This window comes from Bradyrhizobium sp. NBAIM14 (assembly GCF_020193895.1).
In the GTDB taxonomy this organism is placed as follows: Bacteria; Pseudomonadota; Alphaproteobacteria; order Rhizobiales; family Xanthobacteraceae; genus Bradyrhizobium; species Bradyrhizobium yuanmingense.
In genome coordinates this window covers 244774-269434 of the sequence record NZ_JADYVQ010000006.1, presented here as the reverse complement: position 1 = coordinate 269434, position 24661 = coordinate 244774, and the positions used below count along the sequence as shown (strand labels likewise).

The 24661-nt window shown below is 60.9% G+C and carries 14 protein-coding genes and 4 pseudogenes; 11 read left to right on the top strand and 7 right to left on the bottom strand.

Annotation, left to right across the window (positions count from 1 at the left end; translation table 11 throughout):
* Positions 1-923: 923 nt before the first annotated feature.
* From I6F28_RS17810 to I6F28_RS17785, 6 genes are all read left to right on the top strand, one after another.
* Positions 924-1094, top strand: coding sequence for a hypothetical protein (locus tag I6F28_RS17810; protein WP_225128649.1), 171 nt, complete (start codon positions 924-926; stop codon positions 1092-1094).
* A 63-nt stretch (positions 1095-1157) separates the two neighbouring features.
* A complete protein-coding gene (locus I6F28_RS17805) occupies positions 1158-2492 on the top strand; it encodes an NtaA/DmoA family FMN-dependent monooxygenase (protein ID WP_225140391.1) in 1335 nt (444 codons plus the stop codon).
* A gap of 32 nt (positions 2493-2524) precedes the next feature.
* A complete protein-coding gene (locus tag I6F28_RS17800; protein WP_225128647.1) occupies positions 2525-4213 on the top strand; it encodes an ABC transporter substrate-binding protein in 1689 nt (562 codons plus the stop codon).
* Positions 4210-5172, top strand: coding sequence for an ABC transporter permease (locus I6F28_RS17795; RefSeq protein ID WP_225128646.1), 963 nt, complete (start codon positions 4210-4212; stop codon positions 5170-5172). Before I6F28_RS17800 ends, I6F28_RS17795 begins: the two co-directional genes overlap by 4 nt.
* Positions 5169-6050 carry an ABC transporter permease gene (locus tag I6F28_RS17790; RefSeq protein WP_225128645.1) on the top strand — a complete coding sequence of 294 codons (882 nt, stop codon included), beginning with the start codon at positions 5169-5171 and terminating at the stop codon, positions 6048-6050. The genes I6F28_RS17795 and I6F28_RS17790 overlap by 4 nt, the downstream gene beginning before the upstream one ends.
* The gene (locus I6F28_RS17785; protein ID WP_225128644.1) at positions 6047-7777 is read left to right on the top strand and encodes a dipeptide ABC transporter ATP-binding protein; all 1731 of its coding nucleotides are present in this window, start codon (positions 6047-6049) and stop codon (positions 7775-7777) included. Before I6F28_RS17790 ends, I6F28_RS17785 begins: the two co-directional genes overlap by 4 nt.
* 262 nt (positions 7778-8039) lie before the next feature.
* On the opposite strand, the pseudogene I6F28_RS17780 reads toward I6F28_RS17785, so the two are convergent.
* The 5 genes and pseudogenes from I6F28_RS17780 to I6F28_RS17760 all read right to left on the bottom strand — a co-directional run.
* Positions 8040-8249, bottom strand: a pseudogene (locus tag I6F28_RS17780) (nickel/cobalt efflux protein RcnA); the annotation flags it as partial.
* A gap of 225 nt (positions 8250-8474) precedes the next feature.
* Positions 8475-9758, bottom strand: coding sequence for a cystathionine gamma-synthase family protein (locus tag I6F28_RS17775; RefSeq protein WP_225128643.1), 1284 nt, complete (start codon positions 9756-9758; stop codon positions 8475-8477).
* A gap of 64 nt (positions 9759-9822) precedes the next feature.
* Positions 9823-10191 (bottom strand): hypothetical protein, encoded by a 369-nt coding sequence (locus I6F28_RS17770; protein ID WP_225128641.1) that lies wholly within the window; start codon positions 10189-10191, stop codon positions 9823-9825.
* A 471-nt stretch (positions 10192-10662) separates the two neighbouring features.
* A complete protein-coding gene (locus tag I6F28_RS17765) occupies positions 10663-10962 on the bottom strand; it encodes a ParB N-terminal domain-containing protein (protein ID WP_225128638.1) in 300 nt (99 codons plus the stop codon).
* Positions 10963-11041: 79 nt separating this feature from the next.
* A pseudogene (locus I6F28_RS17760) lies at positions 11042-11480 on the bottom strand (Ku protein); the annotation flags it as partial.
* A 629-nt stretch (positions 11481-12109) separates the two neighbouring features.
* Here I6F28_RS17760 and I6F28_RS17755 point away from each other — a divergent pair.
* Complete coding sequence (locus I6F28_RS17755; protein ID WP_225128636.1) at positions 12110-12478, top strand: hypothetical protein; 369 nt, start codon at positions 12110-12112, stop codon at positions 12476-12478.
* Positions 12479-13500: 1022 nt separating this feature from the next.
* Here I6F28_RS17755 and I6F28_RS37795 read toward each other — a convergent pair.
* Both I6F28_RS37795 and I6F28_RS17750 read right to left on the bottom strand, forming a co-directional pair.
* The gene (locus tag I6F28_RS37795; protein ID WP_368736795.1) at positions 13501-13842 is read right to left on the bottom strand and encodes a GNAT family N-acetyltransferase; all 342 of its coding nucleotides are present in this window, start codon (positions 13840-13842) and stop codon (positions 13501-13503) included.
* Positions 13843-13950: 108 nt separating this feature from the next.
* Positions 13951-14751, bottom strand: a complete 801-nt coding sequence (locus I6F28_RS17750) for a GH12 family glycosyl hydrolase domain-containing protein (protein ID WP_225128634.1) — start codon at positions 14749-14751, stop codon at positions 13951-13953.
* Positions 14752-15867: 1116 nt separating this feature from the next.
* Here I6F28_RS17750 and I6F28_RS17745 point away from each other — a divergent pair.
* The 4 genes and pseudogenes from I6F28_RS17745 (at position 15868) to I6F28_RS17730 (ending at position 24546) form a co-directional block, all read left to right on the top strand.
* A complete protein-coding gene (locus I6F28_RS17745) occupies positions 15868-16821 on the top strand; it encodes an ArdC family protein (protein ID WP_225128631.1) in 954 nt (317 codons plus the stop codon).
* A gap of 105 nt (positions 16822-16926) precedes the next feature.
* A pseudogene (locus I6F28_RS17740) lies at positions 16927-19037 on the top strand (ParB/Srx family N-terminal domain-containing protein).
* A 180-nt stretch (positions 19038-19217) separates the two neighbouring features.
* A pseudogene (locus tag I6F28_RS17735) lies at positions 19218-23485 on the top strand (strawberry notch-like NTP hydrolase domain-containing protein).
* Positions 23485-24546: a DUF7146 domain-containing protein gene (locus I6F28_RS17730; RefSeq protein WP_225128629.1), complete on the top strand. Its 1062-nt coding sequence runs from the start codon at positions 23485-23487 to the stop codon at positions 24544-24546. Before I6F28_RS17735 ends, I6F28_RS17730 begins: the two are co-directional and overlap by 1 nt.
* The last annotated feature ends 115 nt before the right edge of the window (positions 24547-24661 follow it).

Genomic DNA, 24661 nt, shown 5'->3' with positions numbered 1-24661 from the left:
GCCACCTGCACAAAGGTCCGGCCTTATCTCAGCTTGCCGCGATACCAAACGGCTGCAAAGGACGCTTCATATCCTTTGGGAGGTCTCGCTTCTCATCCGGGTTTCGACCCGGAGGCGGCAATAGATCAGTCCGATATGACTACTTCTTTTTCTTTGAAGTCTTCTTTGCCACCTTCTTGGTAGCTGCCTTCGCGGTCTTCTTTGCCTTCTTTGCTTTCTTGGCCATGTCGTCCTCTGTAAGAATTGGCTCTCAGTGAACATGCCCACACCGTGCATAGACATGCGCACGAGTGAGACGATACCACAAAAGCAAAATTGATACCAAGGAGACGCAAATCCGCATTGAGCCGCTCGCCGGAGGCACTCGCTCTCGGGTCCCGCCGTCATCGCATTCCGGCGTCGCTATCACTGCCCCGAGCTCGGGTCCTTTTTAACCGGTCTCGCGACTGCACTCGGTCCCGCGTGCCGCCTTCGGCGTCGTTATGCTCACGCTCCTGCGGGTACCAATTCTCTTAAGGCGATGCGCCTCCGGCGCACCGCCCAAACGTGAACGAGCAAGGTCGATCGATACGGGACAGCCGATCAGTGATCCCTTTCAACTCTTTGCCCCGATGATGGCTCGGCTTGTGGCCACGGCTGGAAACTTCAGAGCACGACGCGCCATCATCTTGCCAGGCGAGGGCGAGCAGCAATTCTGAACGGCGTCAGTCCTGAAACATCAGAACGCGTAAGCCTGATTGCGACACGATCGCGCCCTTCTGTTCCGGGAGCCATCCGCCTGAGATACAATCGTTTTGCGCAGGGTACAGATGACGCTCTTGTCGCTAACGCCTCGATAAATTTGCAGCGCATGTGTGTATGTGGCTCTGAGTTGGTCGCCGATATCGCTCCATCGATGTGACTGCAAACCAGAAAGATGGGGTTTGTCAGTCGCGGAGTTTATCGTTCCGCGCCGTGATGCATTTCCAACAAAAATCAATTATCCGGCGGCACGAATTGAAACAGGCATTCTTATTTTTCCTGCGTGGTTGACGCTGGTCGGCTCCTCAACAATGTTGAAGCGCCATGACGCGCTCATGGCTACCGAAGATTGAGAAGAGTGCGATGACGTTTTTGAGCTTCCGGCTTACCACTACCCGTGGCGGATATATCGCGTGATGACGTCGCCGCTTGGACGTGAGCTTCACCTTGGCCTGAACCTGCATGGCGCTGGGGGACATGCAGCAGCGTGGCGGTGGCCCGGAAATCCTCCTGGGGCATTCTACGATATTGAGCATTACGTGCGAGCCGCAAAGCTCGCCGAGCGTGGAAAGGTCGACGCGGTCTTCCTCGCCGACACGCCAGCGCTCAATCCGGCAATCGACAAAAGCCCACCCCTCAATGGCATCGAGCCGACGATTACGCTTGCCAGCATCGCACGAGAAACAAGATTTGTCGGTCTGATCGGCTCGGCATCCACCACGTACAACGAGCCTTATAACCTCGCGCGCCGATTCCAGTCGCTTGACGTTGTCAGTGGCGGCCGCGCGGCCTGGAACGCAGTTACGACATCCAATGTCTATACGACGAGGAGCTTCGGCGGCCACGAGCAATCCCGTGATGACCGTTATCGCCGCGCTGAAGAATTCGTGGAGGCCGTGCGAACCCTTTGGCATAGCTGGGGAGAAGGCGCCCTTATTCTGGACCAAGCGTCCGGGCGGTTTGGTGATCCGAGCAGGCTGCGGACGACGAGGCATGCCGGCGAGTTCTTCGACATCAGCGGGCCCCTGACACATCCGGGCTCAAGGCAGGGGCAGCCGGTTATTTTCCAGGCCGGCGGATCGGATCAAGGGCTTCAGTTCGCGGCCCGAAGCGCCGATGCCGTGTTCTCATCGACAGGCAATTTGGAAATCGCCTTGCGGGAGGCCGATCGCCTCAGGTCGTTTGCTTCTCAACATGGACGAAGGGCGCCCCTCGTCATGCCGGGCGTCGTCACGTTCGTCGGCGGAACGGAAAAGGAAGCGATCACGCGCAAGGCGGAACTTGATGACCTTCTCAACTTCGACGTTGCCGTTGATGGGCTGGCCAGTCGTTTCGGTATTCCTGCCGAAAGGCTGAAGATCGACGAACCAATCGACCTCAATTGGCTGCCGCGACATGCGGACGCGGCTTTTTCCATCGGCCAGTATCGCACTGTGGAAGCGCTCGTGCGCTCCGGCAAAACAGTCCGCCAGATCATCGTCGAGGCGCCTGCTTACGGTCACCGGGTGCTGGTTGGATCGCCGGAGCAGATTGCCGCTTCCTTCGAAGAGTGGTTCCGGGCTGGCGCAGTGGACGGGTTCAACGTCATACCGGATGTTCTATCCGACGGCACTGCTGCGTTCGTCGATCATGTCGTGCCCGTTCTCCGGCGGCGCGGCTTGTTCCGCTCGGATTATCGAGGCGAAACGCTGCGCGAGCACCTCGGCATTCCACTGCAGGGCGAGCCCACCGACCAGGTCTCCGCCGCCTGAGTGCTTCTCCTTTATCGCAATCGGAGCTTATCATGTCTAAGCCGGCTGCCGTTCGTTCGGCGTTTCTTCTCAAAAATCTGAACCGTCGTTTGACGTCTCACGCCGCAATCATCGCCGTCGCGATGTCTGGCCTTACCATAGCGGATGCCGTGAAGGCGGAAGATGCTTCTGCTGGCAAGCCACAATCGGGCGGGATCATCCGGTACGGTCACTTCCAGGAACCGCCGTGCCTCTATGGTGGCTGGGTGCAGCAATGGTACCTGCAGCGTCAATTCAGCGACAATCTGGTCGCCAGGGCTGAAGACGGAAGGATCCTGCCTTGGCTTGCGACCGCCTGGAGCGTTTCGGATGACCGAAAAACCTACACCTTCCAGATCAAGCCCGACATCAAATTCACGGACGGGACGCCTCTGGACGCCCAGGCGGTCGTCGATAACATTAATGGATGGCTGAGCGACAATCCGGAGCTGGAGAACCCCACAGCCAGCCCTTATCTCAAGGGCGTCTTCGAATCCGCGGTGGTGACCGGGCCGCTGACGCTCAAGATCACCTTGAAGACGCCATTCGAGCCGCTGCTGAATGTCTTTACGCAGTCCTCGCAAGGTATCCTGTCGCCGACGGCGCTGAAGCGCGGCAAGGCCGTGAACTGCGAAAGCCCGGTGGGTTCAGGTCCGTTCATCGTGGAGAAATGGAATCGCGGCAAGAACGTCATATTCCGTCGAAATCCCAACTATAATTCGGCGCCGGCGACGGCCAGGCATCAAGGCCCAGCCTATGTGGAAGGCATCGAGTGGCGTTTTCTTGCTGACCCCACGATACGCTACGGCTCACTTCTGACCGGCGAATCCGACGTTGTCTATCATATCCCGGCCGTCAATTGGCAGGAGGCCAATTCGCGGTTCAAGATCGTGCGTCACCTCACGGGCGGAACGCCGCTTCGGCTTGCATTGTACTCGGAGAGACCGCCGTTCGACGACCTGCGTGTCAGGCAGGCTTTTGCTTACGCCTCCGACCGGCGTGCTGCCGTGCAAGCGGCGTTTCTCGGCTCGCTGCCCTATGAGGGCAATTTCGCTTTGAGCCAAAGTTCCCCGGAATATGTCAGCGACCTCTCAAAATCCTATTCCTATGACATCGAGAAGGCGAACAAGCTGCTCGATGAGGCCGGCTGGACGGAGCGCGATGCAAACGGCATCCGAGCTAAGAACGGCAAAGCGCTGATCATACGCATCACCTACACCAACGCCTTTTCGCCTCCGGATGGCGATCAGGTCCTGCAGATCATCCAGCAGCAAGCGAAGGCTGCAGGGTTCGACGTGCGCCTCCAGCCCACCAACCAAGCTGATTTCTGGGCCGGAAAGAATTTTGGTCCAAATGACTATGAGATCGTTCCCCTGTATTGGGTTGCGCCCGGCGCCGAGATCTATCGGATTTCGTACAAGCCGGACCTGAATGGTGTGCGCAATCCCTTCAATCCATCCCGCTATCAGGATCTGCCGCTGTGGGACATCATCCAGAAGGCCGAACAGGCCGCTGACAAGGAGCAGCGCATCGCGCTTTATCAGCAGGCCGAACGGCGGATCGTCGAGAACGCGCCGTCCCTGAGTTACACGGTTTTGGATGTCACCCTCGCTTTGGCCAATAATGTGAAGGACATCTGGCTCGACAGCGGGTCGGTGGGCGAGCCCGTTTTCTCGGACGCATATTTCACCGGCAAGAAATGAATGCGGTGAAGACGATAGGCAATCGAAGCTTTTGGCTGGTGCGGCGGCTCTTGTCCGGCCTGATTGTGGTCTGGGCCGCGGCAACGTTCACCTTCTTTGTGCAGTTTCTGATGCCCGGCGAACGCGCCCAGATCATCTTCAATGCAAATACCGGAAACGTGGGAGAGATTCCTCGGGACCAGCTGCTTGCCATCAACGCCAGATATGGCTTCGATCAACCCGTCATCGCGCAATACGGAAAGTATATAAGGGACGTGATGCACGGAGATCTTGGGCAGTCTTACGTTCAATATCAACCTGTCACGGACCTGATTGCGCGCCAGATCGGACCGACGATTGCACTCGCCTTTGCCGCGATGTTGACGGCCTGGATCATCACGATCACGACAACGGTTCTTTTCGCCGGGCGTGACAACATATGGTCCAAGGCGCTAGGCGGCTTTCAGGTCTTCCTCGCAACACTGCCGCCCTATTGGCTGGGGACAATCCTGCTGGTCGTTTTCGCGATCCAGCTTCGCTTGTTCCCTGTCGTCGGCGGCAACACGCTCATGGGCCTCGTTCTGCCGACGATGGCCCTGGCCCTGGAAATCTACGGTTTCCTTGGTCAAGCGGTCCTGAGTGAATTCACACGGGTTCTTGATCAGCCTTTCATCACATCATCGAGAATGCGCGGCACGGGAGATTTCAGTGTCCGTTTGCGTCACGCTCTGCGCCATGCTGCCTTGCCGGGGATCACGCTTTCCGGCTGGATCATAGGGAAGCTGCTCTCCGGCGCGGTATTGATCGAAGCGGTCTTCGGCCGCCAGGGGCTGGGCGGCGTCCTTGTTGCAGCAACCTCGACACGGGATGTCCCGGTCGTCTCGGGGGTGGTTCTGGTTTCAGCAGCGCTGTTTGTCGCTACCAGCTTGATCGTGGATTTCACGGTGCAGCTCGTCGATCCCAGGATGAAAGAGGCATGAGTTTCGCCACTAGCTCCGCCGGACATGCAAAGGCGTTCATAACTGCAAGAGTGCTGACGGGCGCCCGTAGGTTTCCGGTTCGGGTCTATGTCGCGGCTTTGTTTATGGCGTTCTTCCTCATCGCGGCGATTGCGCCGAAACTGCTTCAGACGCATGATCCTTTAGTGCTGAGCCTGACGTCACCTCTCAAGGCCCCTTCCTTGACGCATTGGCTGGGGACGGACCAGTCCGGACGGGATCTCTATTCCCGCATCGTGGCGGGGACACGTCAGTCTCTCTCGATTGGGCTAGGTGCGACTGCGCTCAGCCTTGCCCTCGCGCTTGCACTCGGCGTGACGGCGGGCCTGTCTGGCGGCTGGATCGACAATGTGCTCAGCCGGCTGTTCGACGCCTTGTTCGCTCTCCCCACTCTGTTTCTTGCGCTTCTCTTCGTTTCGTTGTTGGGCACCTCGGTCCCGACGCTGGTCATCGCAGTCGGCCTTGGAACATCGCCCGGATATGCGCGGATGGTGAGGGTGCAGGTTCTGAGCGTTAAAGCGACCGGTTATGTTGAGGCGGCAAAGGCGCTAGGCCACTCGCCGAGACGCATCCTGTTCAAGCATATTCTCCCCAACGCAATCAGCCCGCTTGCGACAATGTTCACGCTCGGTGTCGGGCAAGCGATCATTTGGGCATCCGGTCTTTCCTTTCTAGGCTTGGGAGTTGCGCCCCCCTCATCGGAATGGGGCGCGCTGCTCAATGCCGGGCGTAACTACGTGATCTATGCCTGGTGGCTCGAGGTCATGCCCGGTATCGCCATCGCTGCCTTTGCGCTCTCCGTGACTGTCATCGGCCAGTACGTTCAGCAACGCTTGGAAGGAAGGATCGAGCTTTCATGAATGTGACCTATCCCGCAGCCTCCTTCCGGCAAGACGCCACACTGCCGCCCGCTAGCGACCCGTTGCTCACGATACAAAATCTCAACGTTTCCTTCGGGCCGGCCCATTCGCGGCGAGCTGTGGTAAAGGGGGTCTCTTTTACGGTTGAGGAAGGCCGGTGCGTTGCGATCGTCGGTGAATCTGGTTCAGGCAAGAGCGTTACGGCCCGGACGCTGGTTGGTCTTACGGGGGCGTGTTCTCATGTCCAAGCTGACCGCCTGACTTTTCAAGGGAAGAGTATCGGTCACCTGGGTGACACGGAATGGAGAGCCCTGCGCGGCAAGCGTATCGGCTTCGTGTTACAGGACGCACTGGTGTCGCTCGATCCGCTAAGACCGGTTGGCAAGGAGATCGGTGAAGCCCTGACTGTTCACCGCGCAATCAGGACAGGCGCAGAGTTGACAGAACGGGTGCTTGAGCTTCTGAAGCTCGTCGGCGTGCCCGAGCCGGCGGTGAAGGCGCGGCAGCTTCCACATGAGCTGTCAGGCGGACAACGACAACGAGCCTTGATTGCGACGGCGATCGCTCTCGATCCAGCTCTCTTGATCGCAGATGAGCCCACGACGGCGCTGGACGTTACGATCCAGGCGCAAATCCTGGATCTGCTCAGCGAGACCCGCGAACGCGGGAAGGCCATGATCCTCATCAGCCACAATCTTGCCGTGGTATCGCAGATGGCCGACGAAGTCATCGTAATGCGACACGGTGAAATCGTCGAGCATGGTTCATCAGAACAGATTTTTGGCAATCCAAGACACGATTATACCAGAAGCCTTCTTAAGGCGATCCCATCCGTCCGGTCACGCGGCAGCCGTCTTTCGTCCTCTAAGGCGCCGCGCTTCATCTCGGCTGAACGCGACGTGACCAAAGCGCTGGCCCAATCGGATATCGCACAGCGTAGTAGACCGCTGCTTGAAGCGGAAGGGCTCGTCAAGCGCTTTCGTGGACCGGACGGCAAGCTGCGTACCGTTGTCAATGATGTCTCGTTTCGCCTCGGCGCTGGAGAGACGCTTGGTATCGTCGGCGAGTCAGGGTCTGGGAAGACGACCGTGGCACGCATGGCGCTCGCGCTCGAAAGGCCAGACCTGGGAGAGGTGACGCTCGAAGGTGCGCCGTGGACTGCAGCGACTGAGAAAGAGCGCCGCCAGCGGCGATCGGATATCTCGGTCATCTACCAGGACCCACTAAGTTCATTCGATCCGCGCTGGAGCATCGAGCGCGTCATTGATGATGCCTTGGCGAGGCGCCGCGGAGATCCCCTCGACAGAGCCAGTCGACGATCCGAGGTCAGCGAGTTGCTCGATCTTGTGGGGCTGTCACCAAGCTTCAGAACCAGGCGGCTACTCGAACTGTCGGGCGGTCAACGCCAGCGGGTTGCGATCGCCCGCGCGATTGCTCCGCGCCCCAAGATCATCGTATGTGACGAGCCGGTCGCGGCACTTGATGTATCCATCCAGGCGCAAATTCTCGATCTGCTTGGCGATCTCAAGTCTCACTTGCGCGTCAGCTATCTATTCATCTCACATGATCTCGGCGTCGTGCACCACCTGAGCGACCGTGTTCTTGTCATGAATCACGGCGTGACCGTCGAAGCCGGCGGAGCCGACGACGTATTTTTACGGCCTCGGCAAGCCTATACGAGGAAGCTGGTTGCAGCCGTTCCACAATTGCACTTCCAGGCGGCTTAAAGTCTCAAGGCCAGCCACTCCGCGGCGGCTCAGCGCACGGAGCAGGCGCTGTGCAAGGCAGTGAGATCGGGCCGTGGCTCTCCCATGCATGCATCCGCGCCAGCGGAAGCCCGTCTGCCTATTCGGACGATGCAAATGCCCGTCCTTAAAGGGGGTTCACTGCCAGAGGGAAGTCCACAAGATGCGATGGGCGATCACCACACCGGCGCAGGTGGGTCTAGTGCCAACCCGACCAAGCCCTGTAGAGGCCGACAAGCACGATCTAGCGGCGGAGAACGTCTGGCGCACGGTGCGCGAAGCGGCTAAAGACGCTCCAATCGCGCTCGAGCCGGCGAAGGCTGAGGGGGGGCGGCAACGCCGGCCGAAACCATCGTGATTGCAAGGAAGCGGAGGACCATAACTGAGTCGAGGTCAACTGCTCCAACCAGATGCAAAGCAGGAGCACGGTGATCGCGGTCGGGCACGGGATCAGGCGACAATTGGGAGTCGGTTTCGTTCGTTGGCCCACGGGTCGCGCCGTCTCCAAATGGCTCTAAGCCGAGTGAGATGACGGGCCTGCCGGCGATTCCCTGCTGAACGCATCCAGCAAGGGCTATTACATCTGCGTCGTGCGGCAGCTCTCGGGCGCGCAGAGCAGCGAGGCTGCCGCGGCGATCATGTCGGCATGCCGCGCGTCCAATCCGCTTTGATCCCCCGCTCAAGCCGCATTCAGGGCCTGGGCGAGGTCGGCGATCAGATCCGACGGGTTCTCGATCCCGATCGACAGCCGGATGGTGGAATCGAGCACGCCGATCTTTTGGCGGATGTCGGCGGGAACGCCGGAATGGGTCATGGTCGCGGGCAGGCTCGCGAGCGACTCGGTGCCGCCGAGGCTCACCGCCAGCTTGAGGATCTGCAGCGCATTGAGGAATTTCACGGCCGCCTCCTTGCCGCCGACGATGTCGAACGAGAAGGTCGATCCCGCGCCCAGGCATTGTCTCGCGAACACCCGCCCCGAGGGCGAGGCCTGCTCGTGATGACCGAGATAATGAACCCTGGCGACCTTGGGGTGGTCGCGCAGATAGCTCGCGACCAGGCGCGCATTCGCATCGGCCTTTTCCATGCGCAGGCTCAGCGTCTCCAATGAGCGGTTGATCATCCAGCAGGAATGCGGATCGAGCTGGGTGCCGATGGCGCCGCGCAGCGCCTTGATGCCCTTCATGATCGCCTTCGATCCGAGTGCGGCGCCCGCGATCAGGTCGGAGTGGCCGCCGACATACTTCGTCAGCGAATACAGCGACAGGTCCGCGCCGTGCTCGATCGGCCGCTGAAACACCGGGCCGAGCAGCGTGTTGTCGCAGGCGATGATCGGCGTGTGTCCCTGGGCCTTGCCGACGGAATCGGCGATGCGGCGGATCATCGCGATGTCGACGAGGCCGTTGGTCGGATTGGCCGGGGTCTCGATCAGGATCATCGAAACCCGCCCCCTCCCCGTCGCCTCCTCCGCGGCCTGCCTGACGGAGGCCTCATCGATGCCGTCGGCAACGCCGACCGCGCCGATCGACAGGCGCGCCAGCGTGTTCGTCAGCAGCGTTTCCGTGCCGCCATAGAGCGGCTGGGAGTGCAGGATGACGTCGCCGGGCCGGACGAAGGCGAGGATCGTGGTCGCGATCGCCGCCATGCCCGAGGAGAACAGCGCACAGCTCTCGGTGCGCTCGTAGACCGCGAGCCTGTCCTCGACGATCTCGCTGTTGGGGTGGTTGAAGCGCGAATAGACCAGGCCCGCGCCCATGCCTTCTGGCGGCTCACGCCGGCCGGCGACGTAATCGAAGAAGTCCTGGCCGTCTTCGGCGGTCTTGAACACGAAGGTCGAGGTCAGGAACACCGGCGGCTTGATGGCGCCTTCCGACAATTGCGGATCATAGCCATAGGTCAGCATCAGGGTTTCCGGATGCAGCATATGGTTGCCGATATGGGTCTTCGACGGGAACGGTTTTGCCATGGCTGCCTCGCTGTTCTGATGCTCGCCGCGCGTGGCGGGCCGAATCGGTGGTACACCGCGGTGGTCACGAAATCGAGCCTGTATGCAGGTTCGTCAGCACCTGCTCCGGCAGCGGATCTCCAGACACATCTAACTCGGCACCAGTGCTCAAATGCGTCAGTAGGTTCTCGGGTAGGCTGGTTAGCTGGCTATGGTTAGCGAGGAGGAGCACGAGCCCGGGCGGAAGCGCCTCAGGTAAGCTGGTTAGCTGGTTGCCCCTAACGGCGAAAGTATGGAGCATAGCGGGGAAGCCCTCCGGCAGACTCGTCAATTGATTGTCGCTGAGCTCGAGATACTGGAGCGAATCAGGGAGGATCTCCGCTCCTGCCCCCTTTTGTTCGTTCGAAGAGATCCCATCGGCGCGCAGAATCTGTCCTGCCTCAAAAGGATCCATTCCATACTCCCTTGCCAGGACTGAGTAGACTTAGTCCATACGATACGTTGTAACCTCTGAAGCACTTACCTGTCGGTAAGCTGACGAAGAAGCTATCGCCAGGTGGCGACCATAGGAGTTGGAAACGCGGTGATCGTTGCGCCTGCCCGAAGCTGCTCGACCATTTCAGCACTACCATCATATGACAGGGACGTATCCGCGTGGAGGCGTCTGATTTCCACCTCGCCGTCCCACCGTGCCACCGCCGCCTTGCTCTGCGCGGCCGTCCCCTGTCGCTGCCTGAACTGTTCGGCTGCCCGCGCCGCACACATCGCGCGCTGGCTCTCGGCGGGCGCAGTGGGACGGAGTGCTCACAGTCTATGACGTGGCAGATTCAGCTCATGCGGAGGATGACGTAGACCAGAGGGTTGAAAATTGGGCTGCCGAACGGGACGTGGGCCCGCTCGAATTCGAGAAGAAGCCCTAACGCGATTAAATCTCTCCGAGAGAGAGCAACATCTCGATCTCGGATCGTTGTCGGTGTCGACGCTTCAAATTCAGGCTGATGACGTATCCCAGCGGATCGTCACCGTAATAGTTGCGCGTCGGGCAATCGGCGCCGGTCTCGACGGCGGCGCGACAGCGATTGCGGCCGTCGAGGATATTTCTCTTGAACACGCCGACCGCTTCGCGCACGCCGTTTTCGCTGACGTCGGACAAGAACTCGGCATAGGCGTCGCCCTCGATCCGCGCGAAAATGGCAGCGATGGGATCCGGCTCAAGCTGGGTCATGCCGCCAACCTAATGAGCGGTTATGCTAGCGCTCAGCCGCCGGAATTCGTGGCCGCCGCCCTGGAGGGGCAAGTCCTCGACGGATCTCGTCGAAGCATTCCAGCTCGCTGCGCACGCCATAGGGTAGCGCAGCAGAGTGCCGACAAGGCCTTTGTCCATCGGCTCGAGCGCAATGATATGCTCGCGGTTGGTCAGCACCACCCGACCGATGGCGACCTTGTCCATCTCTCGAATGTTCTCACGGATCACGGCCAAGGCGTCGTGGCCGACCTAGCCGTCCGGGCGCTGGCAGTAGGGGCGGATCAGGTAGCGGGGATCGATGTCGGGCCGGTCGACGAACTCGTCGATCTCGATGGTACGTGTCGATTCGAGCGCGATCTCCTCGAGCTCCTCTTTCGAGACCTAGATGTACTGACCCTTCTCGAGCGCGTAACCCCGGCGATGTCTTCGTTCGGCACCTCGTCGCCGGTGTCGGCATCGACCTTCACGTACTTGATGCGGTGTCCCGTCTGGCGGTTGAAGGCGATACTGTGTTTCCCAAAAAGGCCAGGCCTTCTTCCTCAGCTCGCGAGGCTGCCGTCTGTCGGCGATCGGCCTGCAGAGCGCCAGCAAAGATTGCGTGAGCCAGCCACCACGATTCCACGGCGTGGCCAAAATGACTGCGAGCGACGATAGCCGACCCATACGCTACTCAGAAGGAGGCAATCCGCGCCGCGGTCGATGCCGTCCACGCGAGCGGAAAGGCAGGGCACGACGCTTAGGTTCTCGTTCAAAGGGAGAACCACCAATTTGGAATCGAGTGGACACACGGCCACGACCCATACCCCCACCAGCTGCCTAATCGCGGACCACATGAGATCGGCGCCAACCAATCCTGGTAGGTACCTTGCAGTCCTTCTCCGCGATAATTAGCAGCACCCTTTGGGAGTTCAGCCTCTGGGGGGCCGAGGTGGCCAGCCTTGCTAACTCCGAGGGCGACGGCTGGTGGTAGAGACAGTGCTTTCGGGGGCGTGAGCGCCGAATCACCCCTGCGCTGGCCGTTTTTCGGAGCGGTAAGCCGCTTGAAGTCCCCGCCTTTCCGCTGAATCTTCACCAACGGTGCGAGCTGGAATCACTGCTTCCAACCACAGTCCAAAGGAGACGTGATATGATCCCCATTGAGGAGTCCTTTATTCGAGCGATAACGTTGCTTGACGGACCAAAACCGACCGAGCAACGGGCTGAAATCGTCGCCCACCTGGATACTATTGTAGACTATGCACGTGACGATGCCGAGGAGCGCCTAGCCCATAGCTTCAAAACGATGGCCCTGAACCACCTCGACAGTATCGGTCGAGATACGTCGACCATTGTTAAGGAAAAAATGGAGCTGGCTCTGATCGCCACTGAAAAATTGATTATAGCTATCGTCGAGCGCAACTGGCGGGGAATAAGATCCGAGCGATGTCCATACAGGAACGTTGCAACTAGGCAATACGCCGGCCGCTGGTCGCGATCAGATAAGCATGACCGATGACGACCTCCACCAAAGACATGCACGCAGCGCAGCCCGACGGGAATATAGTGCACTGCGTAAGGCTGCGCTGGTGAGGAGGCGGCTAAGCAGCGAGCGCAGCAATTAGCCGAGACCAACACGGTCGAACTTGGCAGCTCACTCGCAAGATTGCGAGCTATCCGTCGCGCGCGAACTGAGGCGCTTAGTTTGTGCAATTCTCGCCCTTACCCCTTTGCCATCGCGTTTGTCCCACAGATACGATCCCGGTCGCCCGGCGCCGGCGCTTCAGGTCTTCCTGGTAAAACTTCACCGCAGTTTAGCAATGCTCCAAGCCTCATACTCGGATCGGCGGCTCTGACGCGTTCGTCTCAAATGTAATCGAGTCGGCCCCGGTTTCTGCGAAACGATAATAGGCCAAGTCATCGCCTCCGACATTGCGCAATGGGAGCCGGAGGCCGAAGCCTCAGGCGTCGGATTGATCGCATGGCGTCACCTGCTGCAAAGGCGACCGTCGGCGACACGCTGAAGGGAGGACGGATCCTCTCGTTCTATGCGATGAGGGGAACGCCGGCCTCCCACGGGCGGCGCGCGCCGAAGGCGGAACGGGGCAGTGATGGCGATCGCCGAGAGGCGAGCCCCTTTCCCTTAGTGCCGCTACCGGGCGCCCCGATTTACGGGCTTCGATGTTCGACGAAGAAGTCTTTTAACGCGGCAGTTAGGAGCTGGGGCAGCTTGTCAAGCGCATTGCTAGGCATTGCTTCAGTCTCCGCAGCCCATGCGCATGGAATTTAAATCCCGATCGTCGGCCCGGCGGCGTCGGGACTGCAACTAGCCTCAGCGGCGCTCATGCAAGTCATTGTGATTACAAGCGGTGCCAGCAGTTGAATGATCCACCGTCTGCTCAGTTTTGATATTCTCATCTGGAGATCCCGTTGTCGTTGTTCACAAACCATGAACAAGGCTGCAATGTCAGCGATGCTCCCCGACGATGATGGTTATCGGGACGCGACCCGACGATCTTGTCTATATGAATACCAAGCCCGTCAGCAATGATCTAGCAACGCAGTATCAGAGATTCTTGTAGAAGAAGGTCGTCGAGCGATAGGTTCCGTCAGAGGCGAGCACACAACCCGGTATGATACCCCACCCGCTGCCATCCTTCGCTGGCGTAAAGACGCTCGGCAGCAGAACTTGTGGTCGTGCTGAGCGTCAACAATATCTTTCCCAGCCGACAGCAGCCAGCGCCCGATACCGCGACGGCGTGCACTTCTTCCAACCAGCAGTTTGACGACTTGAGCGCTATGCATCTGGCTCTCAGAGCCGGCAGGTACCATCTGGACTGTGCCAAAAATCTGACCTGTGCTATCTTCCGCAGCTAGCAACACACGCGTTCATTGCAAATGAACGCGTCCGCAAGGCTACGCCAGTACACCAGCGCCCGTCGTCGAGATAACGGTGACAGAAAGCTGACTGAGGCGAACAGAACTGGATCTTCACTTTGAGGTCACAGTCCAGTTATTGAACTTGAAGTCCATTCCGCCTGGGGACGAGGTGATCTCGACGCCGTATTGGACGCTACCGACGTTTATGTCGCCGAAGTAGCCTTTCGACTTGATCCACTCTAGGATGCCCTTGATGTCCACTGTCCCGCTATTGCTCTTCGAAGTGGGCACGAGCGAGATGACGTTGTGACCATTGTTCCCTTGAAACACGTTCCAGGTCGTCCCTCCCACCTCGACGTTAGTGTAGACGGGGATCGCCGCCCCGGAGGGATCCTGCCGATAATGATAAGAAATCGGCTTAACGTTGCCGCTACCGTCCGAGTTTCCGGTGTAGTTTGTCCAGATCATGATCTCATGCTGGTTTGAGCTGTCCCAAATATCATAGGCGGTGTCCCAAGCGCCGCTGTTAGGAACGTCCTGATTGAAGGTCGAGCTCAAGGTGTTGATTGCACTGAGCGGCTTCCCGATATGGACGGCCTCATGCGGATAGCTCTTGATGCCACCAGTTCGAGGCTGGTTCGACCACACGCTCCACCGGTTCGGTCCATACACTGAAATGGTCTGAGGCCCGGCACCACTGCCCCACACATCGTTGTTCCAGGAGTAGCCATCGCGTGCAAAGTTCCCGTATGGAGCGCTCGAACTCCAAATCGGGGGCTTTGCCGGTACAGCGGCGAGCGGCCGCCCGACGTCGTTTACAGCTTGTCTGAAAAGCTCATGATCCTCCTGTGAGCGGGCGTACCCCGTTGGGAACTCTGGCAAGCCGGCACCGTTTATCCGATTGGAATCCATTATGCTCTCCCTTGCTCCTATGAGAACAAAGCCTCTTCGGTTGGCCCTTAAAGATCGGCTTCGAATTTTAGGACGGTTGGCTTTCGAGAAGCTGACTAGTGCGAGAGTGCACGGTGCGCGCCTGTCCGCTACTTTTCCAACCCACGCACGTGGCGCAACAAGGATACTCTCGCCCTTGCGGTAGGGAGGGTACGTCCACCGATACCCGCACCGTCGCCGCATTCAAGGACGGCCGGGGCTCAGCGCGCCTTGTATCTCCAGTGCCCATTTGGGCACGGCGAAGCGTCAATCCACATGGTGCGCCGATCACCGCGCTCGGGGAGTGGGACTAGCGCGGTTTGGCGACTCACGTTACCCATCATTTTAAGCCCTTCACTACGCAATGGGAATGAAATGGTTGCAGCTACCCGTGAACCGCCGGCCTCTGGTTACGCACTCGAAGTGGATGGCCGACTCAAAGCCGAATTTGCAACCAGAGACGGCGCCAGGGCAGGTGGAGAAGAACTAAAGAAACGTTTTCCCATGCTTCAAATCAGGATCTATGATGCGCAGACGCATGCGCGCGAGGACATCTAGATCTTCAGACTAGCGGATTTTTCCGCTTTGCGCGTGCGGCTTCCGCCGCACCGGGGTCTCGTGAACCGAGCCGCTTTGCGTCTCGGCCATCCGGCTTCGATCCCTCGCGCAAGGCCTGCGGAGTTTCTCGCCGGGGGCACTCGGGAAAGCGGCTCGCCTCTCGGCGATCGCTATCACTGCCCCGTTCCCGGGTGCCGCTATTGAACCGGTCTCGTCGCCGCACTCGGACCCGCGTGCCCCTTCGGGTCGCTATGCTCACGCTCTCCGGGTGCCATTTTGCGTTGAGGCGATGCGCCGTTGGCCCACGCCTGGTGGGGCCTGCGGCCCTAAAGCACCGCGAGGCCATCCCGAAGAATGGAACGAAAGACGGAGTGCGTCGCAGATTTCGCATTCTGTCATTTGTGTGGGTGAGGAGCTCTCGCAAATCACGCGGCCTCGATTTCGCCTGAAGAAGGTTAAAGTGAGAGTGCCGGCCGGGTTTTGCCGTGACGGGTTACAGGCTGCGAGAGAGGCTCGCGGCGCCCGTCGCGGAGATCCGTTATGTCCAGACACTATCTTCGGGCACGCGCCGGCGAGGACCGAACCAGCCTTTATGACGAAATCACCAACAAAATTATCGGCGAGCTTGAAGCCGGCCGCGTCCCGTGGGTACAGCCTTGGGGTTCGGCGGCGGCGGCGGCGTCATTGGCCATGCCGGAAAGCGCCGCCACTGGCCGTCAATACAGCGGCATCAACGTCCTAATCCTTTGGGGGGCTGCCACCGAACACGCATTCACCAGTCAGAGCTGGCTCACCTTCCGTCAGGCGCTCTCGCTCGGCGGTCACGTCCGCAAGGGTGAGCGCGGCACGAGCGTCGTCTATGCCGACCGGTTTGTGCCGGCCGACGAAAAGCGGCGCGCCAGCGAAACAGGTGACGAAGCGCAGGCCATCCCGTTCCTCAAGCGGTTCACGGTCTTCAATATCGATCAGTGCGAAGGCTTGCCTTCGGAGATCGCAACGACGCCACCTCCGCCACCTGGCCTTATCGAGCCAAAGATTGAATACCTGATCAAGGCGACCGGGATCGACTTCCGCATTGGCGGCAACCGCGCCTTCTACATGCCGGCAGAAGATTATGTGCAGGTACCGCCACCACAAGCCTATTTCGAGCCGATCAACTGGCATCGGACGGCCTTTCACGAGCTGGCGCATGCTAGCGGCCATACATCGCGTCTGAGTCGCGATTTGTCGGGAAGCTACGGAAGCAAGAAGTATGCCTTTGAGGAATTGATCGCGGAGATATCATCCGCATTCGGATGCGCCTCGCTCGGCATCGTGCCGACGGTGCGACATGCCGATTATATCGGCTCCTGGCTTGAGGTGCTGCGAGAGGACAATCGTGCTATTGTGCGAGCTGCCTCGCAAGCCAGCAAGGTTGCGGATTATCTCCTTGGGTTCTTGCCGGAGGAGGTTGGCGACATGACGACGGAGAGAGCGGAACAGGAGGCAGCGTGAGGGTCTCCTCGGCCACCGCGGGTAAGCGAGTGAGAGGGCAGGGTCGTTTTCGCGACGGGTTGAAGGCCGAGAGAGGCTCGCGGCGGCCCGTCGTGGAGACTCGACATCACGAAGGCTGTCCAGAAGATCACCCTGTCGCCCTCACGCGACATTCCCTTCAATAAGCTGGTGCTGAGCCAATCCAATGTTCGCCATGTGAAGGCGGGCATTTCGATCGAGCAACTCGCCGAAAGCATCGCGGCGCGCACCCTCCTGCAAAGCCTCAACGTCCGTGCCGTCGTTGATGCCGAAGGGAACGAGACGGGCATGTTCGAAGTGCCTGCAGGCGGCAGGCGCTATCGCGCCCTCGAACTGCTTGTGAAACAAAAGCGCATGGCGGAGACGCAAGCGGTTCCGTGCGTTGTTCGGGACCAGGGTATCGCGGAAGATGACTCGCTTGCGGAGAATGACGAGCGAGTCGGCCTCCACCCCCTCGATCAGTTCCGCGCGTTCCAGCGCCTCCAGCAAGGTGGCATGAGCGAGGAAGACCGCTGCGTGGCATTTTGTGACCCGGCCGTCGTGAAGCAGCGGCTTCGACTGGCCTCGGTTTCGAGCAAGCTGCACGAGATCTATGCCCACGACGGTATGACGCTCGAGCAACTGATGGCGTTCTCGGTGACAGCCGATCATGTTCGCCAGGAGCAAGTCTGGGAGCAGGTCAGTCGTTCGGGTTACGACGAGCCATACCAGATCCGGCGCTTGCTGACCGAACTAACGGTCCGTGCGTCCGATCGCCGCGCTCGGTTCGTGGGCCTCGAGGCTTACGAACAGGCAGGCGGCGGCGTTTTGCGTGATCTGTTCGAGCAGGACGATGGCGGATATTTGCAGGACCTTGCCTTGTTGGACCGTCTTGTTACCGACAAGCTGAAGCTCGAGGCGGAAAGCATCGCAACCGAGGGTTGGAACTGGATCTCAGTGGCGGTCGATTTCCCCTACGGCCATACCAACGGCCTCCGCGAACTCGAGGGCAAACCTATGGATCTCACCCCGGAGGAGCAGGCCACCATCGACGCACCCAACGGCGAGCATACTAAGCTTGAATCGGATTATCAGGATGCCGACGAACTGCCCGATGAGGTCGACCAGCGGCTCGGCAAGATCGAAGCGGCACTGCTCGCATTCGAACACCGATCGATGATCTACGAGCCGGCCGAGATCGTCCGCACTGGCGTCTTCGTCAGCATCGATTCCGAAGGGCGCCTGTCGGTGGATCGGGGCTATGTTCGGTCGGAGGACGACATGTCCGCGATCGATTCTGACGTCAGGCAGGGCACCGATGCGCAGCCGGTCGAGGGGAAGGAGGGTAGCTCCATTCAGCGCACGTCATCGCGGTCGCAAGTAGCGCTGCTGACACTGAAGAAGATGATGAGGACGCGGCCAAACCTTTGCCGGATCGGCTGATCACCGAGTTGACCGCACATCGTACACTGGCATTGCGCGATGCGCTGGCGGAAAATCCGGCGATCGCGTTCCAGGCGGTGCTGCACAATTTCGTGCTGACTGCCTTCTACGGGTTCTCGTCGACGGGGAGTCCCCTTGAGATCGGACTTCGCACGCCGACCTTCCCCGCTCAAGCCCCCGGCCTGAGGGAGAGCGCGTCCGCGAAGACCGTCGAGGCGCCGCCTGAGTCCTGGAAAGCACGGTTGCCGAAAGGCGAGAAGGACCTGTGGGATGCGCTCACAGCTCTCGACGGTGCCGCTCAGGCGTCCCTGTTCGCTCACTGTGCGTCATTTGCGGTCAACGCTCTCTACGAGCCAGCCAACCACTACGATCAGGGCCGTGTCTCCGCCCATAGTGTTCGCGCGCGTCTCGACCAGGCCAATGTGCTGGCGCGCGCGGTCGGGCTGGACATGGTGCAGGCCGGCTGGCGACCCACCGTCGACAACTATCTTGGCGGGGTCATCAAGCCTCGCATTCTGGAAGCCGTGCGAGAAGCAAGGGGAGAATCTTCCGCGCAGCTGATCGCCCACTTGAAGAAGGCCGACATGGCCAAAGAGGCCGAACGTCTTCTCGATGGTTCGGGCTGGTTGCCGGAACCGCTGCGTCTCGTCGATCCCCATGCGGCGTCAGTGGAGCCGGAGGTTGAAGCAGGCCCGCTACCCGAATTTCTCGCCGACGATGAGGATCGGGAGAACGCCGGCGACGATGACCCGCAACAGCTCGACGCGGCTGAGTGACACAGAGCGGGATGGCTCGGGCCATCCCGCAGTTGCCTGGAGACCGGTGTGTAACGCCGGTCCCCATTTTATGGGCGAGCGCTGAGAGGGAGAGCAGGGCCGGGAAGGTTTGAATTGCCGTGGTCTTAAGGGGAGCGCCGCGCGGTTCGACCTGTTCCTGCTCTCCCGAGAAATCCTGCCATGACCGAATCTCTCGCCGGCGGCGCTGCCGCCGCGCCGCTCTCGATGCGTGCCGCCGCAAATCTCACCTCCGCCGCCATCAGGGCCGCGCGACAGCTCCTGACCGAGCTCGAACGCGGCCGTCGCATCGATGCCGCCGTCCTGCGTAGCGCCATGGAGGCAGCCTTCGGCGCCTCAGACGCGGCCGGCGTCTGGAGCTGGAAGACCGCCTATGACGTCTGCGAGGCGGCAACAGTTCTATTTCTTCGCAAGTTCGGTCCGGCCATGCGCGCCAAGGCTGGCTCGACGGCTGCCATGCTGCCAATGCTCGCGAGAATCGCGAGCTGTCTGCCGACCCATACGCGGCGTTCCGAGGACAGTCAGGCGTTCCAGCAATTCTCGACGCCGATCCCGCTTGGGCTGGCCGCATGCGTCGCAGCCGGCATTACGCCTGCCGACCGCGTTCTGGAGCCATCCGCGGGGACCGGATTGCTCGCGATCTTCGCCGAGCTCGCCGGCGGCTCTCTGATGTTGAACGAATTGGCTGAAGGTCGCGCGGCGCTGCTCGATCATTTGTTTGTCAACGTTGAGGTCACGCGGTTCGACGCCGCGCAGATCGATGATCACCTCGACGCGAACGTTGTGCCGAGCGTGGTTCTGATGAACCCGCCGTTCTCCGCGGTGGCGAATGTCGATCGACGGATGGCAGACGCCGCTTTCCGGCATATCGCTTCGGCGCTCGCGCGCCTTTGCGATGGTGGACGCCTCGTCGCCATCGTTGGCGCAGGCCTTGCGCCGGATAACCCGGCGTGGCTAGAGGCCTTTGTTCGCCTCCAGGAGCGCGGACGGGTCGTGTTCTCTGCCGCGATCGACGGCGCCGTCTATGCCAAGCACGGCACTCAGACGGACACGAGGCTGCTCGTAATCGACAAGTGGCCCGCTGCCGATCCGAAGGCTTTTCCTGCATCGCAGGGCATGGCCGGCGATGTTGCCATCTTGCTCAATTGGGTGACCCAGTACGTGCCTCCGAGGCTACCCGTCGCCGCGCCGGTCGTGGCCGACATCGTTAGCCGCCCTGCAATGCCCCGATCGGCGGGCGCTTCCGTATCATGTCTGTCGTCCACTTCGGAAAGCGCAGCGCCAAATCGCGTCGAGCTCACGTACGAGACCGTCGAATGGTCGCCGCCGGAAGGCGCCCGCCTCACCGATGCGCTATATGAGGAGTACGGATTACCGCGGCGATGGCGTCCGTTGCGCCGCCGAAGCCGTCCTACCGTCCGCATCTGCCTTCAAGTCTGGTGGCAGATGGAGTTCTATCGGACGCCCAGGTCGAGAGCATCATTTATGCTGGCGAGGCGCTTTCCGAATTCCTTGCGGGCTCCTGGACCGTCGATGCGACCTTTGATGTTGTGGCGGCCGCGCGCGACGACGCTGAGAATGCCGTCCGCTTTCGCCGCGGCTGGTTCTTGGGCGATGGCACCGGCGCGGGCAAGGGGCGGCAGGTCGCCGGCATCCTGCTCGACAATTGGCTCAATGGCCGCCGCCGGGCGGTCTGGATCAGCAAATCCGACAAGCTGATCGAGGATGCGCAGCGCGACTGGTCCGCACTCGGCATGGAGCGACTGCTCGTTACGCCTCTGTCCCGGTTTCGCCAGGGCACACCGATCCGGCTTTCGGAAGGCATCCTTTTTGCCACCTACGCCACGCTACGCACCGACGAGCGTGGCGAGAAGCTTTCGCGCGTAAGTCAGATCGTTGAATGGTTGGGCTCCGACTTCGACGGAGTGATCGTCTTCGACGAGAGCCATGCCATGCAGAATGCGGCCGGTGGCAAGGGCGAGCGCGGCGATCAGGCGGCCTCTCAGCAGGGGCGCGCAGGCCTGAGGCTCCAGCACGCTTTGCCCAATGCTCGCGTGGTGTATGTGTCGGCGACGGGCGCCACCACGGTCCACAACCTCGCTTATGCCCAACGCCTCGGCCTTTGGGGCGGTGCCGACTTCCCATTCGCCACACGTGCCGAGTTCGTTGAGGCAATCGAGCAGGGTGGGGTCGCGGCGATGGAGGTTCTGGCGCGCGACCTCAAGGCGCTCGGTCTCTACGCCGCCCGCTCATTGTCCTATGAGGGCGTCGAGTACGAACTCGTCGAGCACCAGCTTACACCGGAGCAGGTTCGCATCTACGACGCCTATGCCGATGCGTTCAGCATCATCCATAACAACCTCGATGCGGCGATGCGGGCCGCCAACATCATCGGCGAGACCGGAACGCTGAACGGGCAGGCAAAATCCGCGGCCCGATCCGCCTTCGAGAGCGCCAAACAGCGCTTCTTCGGTCATCTGCTGACCTCGATGAAAACGCCGTCGCTCATCCGGTCGATCGATCGCGATCTCGACGCCGGCCATGCCGCCGTCATCCAGATTGTTTCAACGGGCGAAGCGCTAATGGAGCGCCGGCTCGCCGAGATCCCGACCGAAGACTGGGGCGACGTCCAGGTCGACATCACTCCGCGCGAATATGTGCTCGACTATCTCGCCCATTCCTTCCCGGTCCAGCTCTACGAGCCCTTCACCGACTCGGAGGGCAATCTCTGCTCTCGGCCTGTCTATCGCGATGGCCAGCCAGTCGAGAGCCGGGAAGCCGTCGCACGACGCGGCCGCCTCATCGAGAAACTCGCCTCGTTGCCCCCGGTACCCGGCGCGTTGGATCAAATCGTCCAGCGCTTCGGCACCGACATGGTCGCCGAAGTGACCGGCCGCACGCGCCGTATCATTCGTAAGGGCGACCGGTTGGTGGTCGACAACCGAGCCGGTTCGGCCAATCTCGCTGAGACATCGGCCTTCATGGACGACGTCAAGCGAATCCTCGTGTTCTCCGACGCGGGCGGCACGGGGAGGAGCTACCACGCCGAGCTGTCGGCCCGGAATCGCCGCTTGCGGGTCCACTATTTGCTTGAGCCCGGCTGGAAGGCGGATGCTGCGATCCAGGGGCTCGGCCGCACAAACCGGACCAATCAGGCGCAGCCCCCGCTGTTTCGGCCCATCGCGACCGACGTGAAGGCCGAAAAGCGCTTCCTCAGCACCATCGCGCGCCGGCTCGACACATTGGGGGCCATTACGCGCGGCCAGCGCCAGACCGGAGGACAGGGCCTCTTCCGGCCCGAGGACAATCTCGAAAGTCAGTACGGGCGCGATGCTTTGCGTCAACTCTACATGCTGCTGGTGCGCGGCAAAGTCGACGGCTGTTCGCTCGAGAAGTTCGAGGATGCAACCGGCCTGAAGCTGACAGATGCCAATGGGCTCAGGGATGACCTGCCGCCGATCACGACCTTCCTGAACAGGTTGTTGGCGCTCACCATCGACCTGCAAAATGTCCTGTTCACTGCTTTCGAGCAGCTCTTGACCGCCCGGATCGAGGGCGCGGTCGCATCGGGCACGTACGATGTCGGATTGGAAACGCTCCGCGCCGAAAGCTTTGTCGTCAGCGGCCGGCGGACGATCTATGTCCATCCGCGCACAGGTGCCGAGACGCGGCTGCTCAGCGTCATCCAGCGCCGGCGTAACCATCCCGTTGGTTTGGATGACGCCCTTACTCGTCTTTCCAATCCTGCCGTCCTGCTGATCAACGAGCGCTCAGGAAGGGCCGCCGTGCAGGTTCCGGCCGCGAGCATCATGCTCGACGACGGCGACATCGAGCGCCGCGTCCGCCTGATCCGCCCTATGGAGCAGCACCAAGTCCGACTGAACATGATGGCGGAGAGCCATTGGGTCGAAGCGGATCGCGAACGTTTTGCCGCGGCCTGGCTGGCGGAGCTCGCCGAGGTGCCTGAGTTCACGGAAAGCACGATCCACGTAGTGGCCGGCTTGCTGTTGCCCATCTGGAAACGCTTGCCGAACGAATCGACCCGCGTCTATCGGCTCCAGACCGATGCGGGCGAGCGCATCATCGGCCGCAAGGTTTCTGCGGCGTGGGTCGCAAACGCCTTCGCGGCGGACGCGCCTACGCTATCGCCGGACACTGCCTTTGCGGCCTTGATGGAAGGACGCACCCTCCTCGATCTCGCGGAAGGGCTCCAGCTTCGTCGCGTCCGGGTGATGGGCGCATGCCGCATCGAGCTATCGGGATTCAACGACACGATGCGCGATCGCCTCCGTGCTTACGGCCTCTTTGGAGAGATCATCTCCTGGAAGCTGCGGATGTTTGTGCCCACAGACGAAAGCGGCGTCGGGATCCTGACAAAGGTGCTCGAAACCTACCCGGTCGCGCGCGTCAGTGAGCGGGTGGCTGCGTGATGTCCCCCGCGCCTTGCGAACTGGCATGCCGCCTCGCGCGCGAGGCCGAGGCCGTGTGCCGATACTATCTCTCCAATGGCAAGCGCGCGGGGCGGTACTGGGTGGTCGGCGACGTCCGCAACAAGCCGGGCCGCTCGATGTTCGTGCGGCTTCAGGAATCACCGAAGGGCCCTGCCGGCAAGTGGACCGACGCTGCGACCGGCGAGCATGGCGACCTCCTCGACATCATCCGCGAATGCCGGGGGTTGCGCGACTTCAGCGCGGCCGCCGAGGAGGCGAGACGGTTTCTGAAGCTGCCTCGTCCCGTGCCCCAGCTGACCTCGAAACCCGTTCGTTCGGTAGCGCCGGCTGGATCGCAGGAAGCCGCCCGTCGGCTCTTTGCGATATCCAGTCCGATCGAGGGGACGGTGGTCGAAAAATACTTGCAGCGTCGCGGGATAACCCACATCCACCATGGTGGCAGCCTGCGCTTCCACCCTCGTTGCTACTATCGACCGGATGAGCATTCGCCCACCGAGACCTGGCCGGCGATGATTGCCCGCGTCACGGACCTCGAGGGGCGGATCACCGGAGCGCACCGAACCTGGCTCGATCCAGACGGCTTTGATCGCGTTCGTCTCGGCAAGGCTCCGATCGACACGCCACGACGGGCTATGGGTGACCTGCTCGGCAACGCCGTCCGCTTCGGTGTGGTGGGCGACGTGCTCGCCGCCGGCGAGGGGATTGAGACCATGCTTTCATTGCGTTACGTGCTGCCGACCATGCCCATGGCTGCCGCGATTTCGGCCAATCATCTCGCAGCAATCATGCTGCCATCTGGCCTGCGTCGGCTCTATATCGCCCGCGATGACGATGCTGCCGGAGATGCCGTACAGGCGATTCTCACCCAGCGCGCCGAAGAGGCCGGCGTTGAAGCGATCACCCTGTCGCCCCGGCTGGGGGATTTCAACGAAGACCTGCACATCTTCGGTCTCGAGGCCCTCCGAGCAGAGTTACGGCTTCAACTCGCACCAGAGGACGTCGTCCGCTTCCTGCATTCGTCGACAGTAGCCGCAGAATAGGCCGGTGCTTCGATCGACGTTGATAGCTCGGTCGTTCCAAGGCCATTGCCGGAAGAGGACGCGACCTCGGCCTTCTAGAGGGCGATCGGACGGCAAGCGGACCGGGCCGGCAATG